Consider the following 4,374-nt stretch of genomic DNA (forward strand, 5'->3'; position numbering starts at 1 on the left):
ACTGATAGATAAGAGAACGTCAGAAGAAACGGAGGCAACCGATGACTCCTCTGAACGGCATGAATATTATTAAACTCAGAATCGTAGAACTGCTGGCGAAGCATCATAAAATTACGGCCGTAGCTGATATTTTGGAATTAAAGCAGCCGACCATCACTTTTCATATGAAAAATATGGAGCGGGATTTCGGCGTGAAACTGTTCGAAGCACGGATGGGGCGCGTATTGCTGACGGATGCGGGTAAAGCCTTGCACCACTATGCAGTCAAAATCAATGAACTGGCAGAAGAAGCCCAGCGGGCAGTTGGGGAATTCGATACGTTGCGCAAAGGCGAGCTGAAGATCGGAGCCAGCTACGTACCTGCGACGTATTTGTTACCGGGGATGCTCCATCGTTTCTCCGCCATGTATCACGGAGTTCGACTTTCGTTGTTGGTGAAACCCGCTCCCGTTATTCAGGGTATGCTAGAGCGTCGAGAGATCGACCTGGGACTCATATCTACCGACACGCTAGAATCGCCGGATTTGCGCATGGAGCCGGTCTGTGAGGATGAATTGGTACTGATCTTTTCTCCGCAGCATGCGCTTGCCTCCATATCTGACCCTTCACCGCAGCAAATTGCAGCCTCTTATTTCGTGATGCACGGCTCAGAATCCAGCACTCGGCAACTAACCGAACGTTGGTTGGAGGAGCACGGGCGGCCGTTGCCGATTGGATTGGAGTTTGATTCGCTGGAGGCGATCAAGCAGACCGTGATGTTGGGCGAGCATGTGTCTTTCGTATCCCGATTGGCTGTTCAGTCCGAAGTAGAGCGAGGATTGTTGCATACCTACTCACCGCCGGGTAACATTTTTAAGCGAAAGATCTATATGGCAACCCACAAGCATCGTTATCCATCAGCGCTATTGGCTCGTTTTACGGATAAACTAACTGAATGGATCATTGAGAACGTTCGAATATAAACTCAACAAAATCTTGGACGACTTCAGTAAATTATTGCCCTTTTTTACCGCAATCCCGGCAGATGTTCATATCGTTCTAACTTCGCTCCTCTAAAGTAAAAGAGTAATCGACACCATCATTCGAAGGAGTGGAAAGAATCGCCATGAATCTCTTGAAGCCGTTAAGCCCGCGCAAGCTTGTGAAGACTGTTGCCGTTACTGTACTCGGAAGTACCGTTCTGTTCACGGGATGGAGCACCGCGCCGGAGGCCAACGCTGCATCGAATGCCGTTCCTGGCTACGAAGTGAAGTTTCTGCTTGATTCCGATGAAGTATTGACCTCTGGCGGAGGTTTGAGCACGGCTGTGAATCAGGTCTTTGATATCGGAAGTTCTCCGGAGCGCCTGATGGTCGAATACTTTGACACAGACGCCCTTGACCTGAATAGCGAGAGCTGGAATATTCGTTTACGCAAAAAAGAAAGTAAATCGGACTATGAGCTGACCTACAAAAAGCGTTTTGATGTGCAAAACGGTCAGATCGATGCAGCGCTGGCCGCAGCTAATGCCGCAGGATTCGATTCTTCCGACAACAACTACAAGGCCGAAGTGGACTGGGGATATGGCAAGCAGACGCTGAGCTTCTCGGTGACCAAGGAGAAGAAAGCATCCAAAGGACTGACTCTTCCTTCCGATATAAAAGCGCTGGAAATGCTGGTCGACGAAATTCCGGGCAAGTTAGAAAAAACGCGTTCCAAAGGCTGGGGTAAAGATACGCTAGAAGACGCACGCGCCTATGGTCCGGTGTTAGTCACCAAGTATGGCGGTGATTTTAATGGCGTGGACGTGGATATCGAAGTATGGCCAATCCTGAACGCTTCAGGTACGGGAACAGACTCTGTCGTCGAAATTTCGTTCAAGACCGATAATTATGCAGACGCTGCTTCGCAACGTATAGAACTGATGGACGAACTACAATCCGAAGGCTGGTTAGTGCCTGCCGATTCGTTGAAAACGAATTTGATTTTGGATCGCTATTAATCTTAAAAAGTTAAAAAGAGATGGAGAGCTATGGCTCTTCGTCTTTTTCGTGCGATAAATAGATCGGATGGTATGGGAAGAATAAATCCAACGCGGATATATAAGTTTACATAATAAAAATTATGTATCAATATGCTTATTTCAAAATTTAACGTACACGGGCAGAAAAAGTTTGACCGATTCGGCAGGGTGTTATGAATAATCAAGAACCTGAATTCATGCTGCGAAAATCAGATGAAGTCGGATCGGCGAAGCAGCTAGCGGATGCGGATACAAGATTCTGCGTAATCCGCAGACTTTAGAGGAGGATCAAGCGGATGGGCGTAACGATTTTTTACAAAGGAACTTTGAAATCGACCGAGGACCGGGACATACTGATCGAAAAGGTCAAGGTCTTTTGCGCGGAGCATAATTGGCCGTATGAAGAGATTGACGGGATTGAAAAAGGGATTTGGGCAGCTCCGCATCCGGAATCGGAAAGCGTCAGATTTGTGTTTGACGGCAAATTGCGCATGGACGATTTTACCAAGACCGCATTCGCGCCGGATGAGATTCACGAACGAATCGTCGAGCTGCTGTACGCGGTCAAGCCGCATTTTAGACGCTTGACCGTGTTAGATGAAGCAAAAATGTGGGATGATTACGTCGAGCGGATGAATCCGTCCAAGAAAAAACCTTTTATATATAAAGAGATAGAATTGACAGAAGAGCAGCGGTGGGAGGCGGAGACGCATGAGGTCAAATTACATCCTCGCCCGAATTGGCAAGCGATCGATATGGAATTTTGGGGAATGACCGAAGATTGGAATGCTCCTCCCCAGATTTCGTTACCGGTCATCCGGGATAAAATGCGCAAAGATTTAAGCCGGGGTAGCCGACATCTTCTGACGATTGTGGAATTGAAAGAACTTGGCGAACGCAAAAGAGAGCAGTACTTTGAAGTACGCCCTGGCGGCCCGGAAATGACAATGATGTCCTTGGCGGAACTATGGGCAAGCGAATATACGGTAGTCAAAGGAGCCCGAAGCCCGCAAAGCCGAGATTTGCGCTTCATTATTTTCGCCTCCATGCTGTCCAATGCCTTTTTCGGTCTGTTTGGCGGGATGTACGATCGGAACTGGCACAAAAAAGCGTTCTTGTTCAAAGACGAATTCCTGGACAGGCATAAAGATTCCGCGACCCCGCTGCGTTCCATGAGCTTTTTCTATTCGCTACTCGACGTTTTGAACATGGAATTGAAGCAAATCGAAAAAGAAGAAGAGGTCAGCCCATGAGCGTAAAAACGAAACAGTTGGCGATTCGGATCGCGGAAACTTTTTTCGAAAAAGAACGCGATAGCGCGTTTAAAGTCTCGGTCTTTCCGATCCTCGGCAAAGGCTTTGTCAATGAAGTCTGGATCGCGGAAACGTTAGGACGTCGGATCGTGATCCGTATGAACGTCGAAGATTCGCGCGCGAGCGATATTTACTTGAAGGAACAATGGTGCATGGAGCAGGCTGGGCTTGCCGGAATTCCGGGACCGAAAGTACTGGAACTGGGATGCTGCGGCGAAACTTCTTATATGATTCAGACCTTTGAAAACGGTGCTAACGGGCTCGATCACTCCGCCGATCCAGCCTCATTATGGTTCGTTATCGGCGAATACGCGGCTCGTCTTCATCGCATCCCGGTGGAAGGATACGGCGAGAACCTGTCGGACCCGAAACGCGGAACGTTCTTTTCGCCGCCGCATCCGGGTTCGGACGGAAGCTGGAACGATTATCTTTGTTACAATATCGAAAGCTTGAACGATCGGGACCCGCTGCTGGAGCTGGGCGTGATCACACGGTCTCAATCCCGGCAGGCGCGCGAGCTTTTCGAAACATTGGCGGGGCAAGCATGGAATTTCGGATTGAACCACGGCGATTTGTCGTTGAAGAACATTTTGGTAAGCGATACGCCGGGTACGGCGTCTCCGCATGTTGTGCTGATCGACTGGGGCAGCGCGGAAGTCGGTCCGGTGCCGCATGTGGACCTGATGCAACTCATGCTAATTCAAATGGTCGAAGGAAAGCCCGAAGACAACGAGATCTCGGCCTTTTTGAAAGGATATGGACTTCCGGATTCCATTCTCGAGGAGACGAAAAAATTATTCGTTTTGCGTTCATTCGATAAACTGCGCTGGGCGATCGATTGCAGTGCCGGCGACGTGGAGCAGTTTGCCGATATTGCTAGAAACGCTTTTGCTCAGGTATGAACAGTACGAATAAACTAAAATTACATAATAAAAATTATGTAAACAATATTGATCGAAATGGTTGAACAATCGAATTTGGTATGCAAAGACTCGACTACGTCATTTGTATCGCGCAAAACACATAAATAGCTAAAAATTAAGTTGCTTAAAATCAAAA

General features: G+C 48.1%; 4 protein-coding genes. All 4 read left to right on the plus strand.

The genetic code is table 11. From position 1 onward, the window contains the following. Window positions 1-41: 41 nt before the first annotated feature. The 4 genes from WKI47_RS04230 (at window position 42) to WKI47_RS04245 (ending at window position 4,217) form a co-directional block, all read left to right on the plus strand. A complete protein-coding gene (locus WKI47_RS04230; RefSeq protein WP_340225924.1) occupies window positions 42-962 on the plus strand; it encodes a LysR family transcriptional regulator in 921 nt (306 codons plus the stop codon). A gap of 143 nt (window positions 963-1,105) precedes the next feature. Continuing rightward, window positions 1,106-1,981 (plus strand): hypothetical protein, encoded by an 876-nt coding sequence (locus WKI47_RS04235; RefSeq protein WP_340225925.1) that lies wholly within the window; start codon window positions 1,106-1,108, stop codon window positions 1,979-1,981. Window positions 1,982-2,298: 317 nt separating this feature from the next. Continuing rightward, window positions 2,299-3,255 (plus strand): hypothetical protein, encoded by a 957-nt coding sequence (locus WKI47_RS04240; RefSeq protein ID WP_340225926.1) that lies wholly within the window; start codon window positions 2,299-2,301, stop codon window positions 3,253-3,255. Beyond that, a complete protein-coding gene (locus WKI47_RS04245) occupies window positions 3,252-4,217 on the plus strand; it encodes a phosphotransferase family protein (protein ID WP_340225927.1) in 966 nt (321 codons plus the stop codon). Before WKI47_RS04240 ends, WKI47_RS04245 begins: the two co-directional genes overlap by 4 nt. Window positions 4,218-4,374: the final 157 nt, after the last annotated feature.

It is taken from the genome of Saccharibacillus sacchari, from assembly GCF_037722395.1.
Lineage (GTDB): Bacteria > Bacillota > Bacilli > Paenibacillales > Paenibacillaceae > Saccharibacillus > Saccharibacillus sacchari_A.

What these genes read in the sequence shown, in the direction of transcription:
- WKI47_RS04230 (WP_340225924.1), top strand. Translation starts at nt 42, where the DNA reads ATGACTCCTCTGAACGGCATGAATATTATTAAACTCAGAATCGTAGAA.
- WKI47_RS04235 (WP_340225925.1), top strand. Translation starts at nt 1,106, where the DNA reads ATGAATCTCTTGAAGCCGTTAAGCCCGCGCAAGCTTGTGAAGACTGTT.
- WKI47_RS04240 (WP_340225926.1), top strand. Translation starts at nt 2,299, where the DNA reads ATGGGCGTAACGATTTTTTACAAAGGAACTTTGAAATCGACCGAGGAC.
- WKI47_RS04245 (WP_340225927.1), top strand. Translation starts at nt 3,252, where the DNA reads ATGAGCGTAAAAACGAAACAGTTGGCGATTCGGATCGCGGAAACTTTT.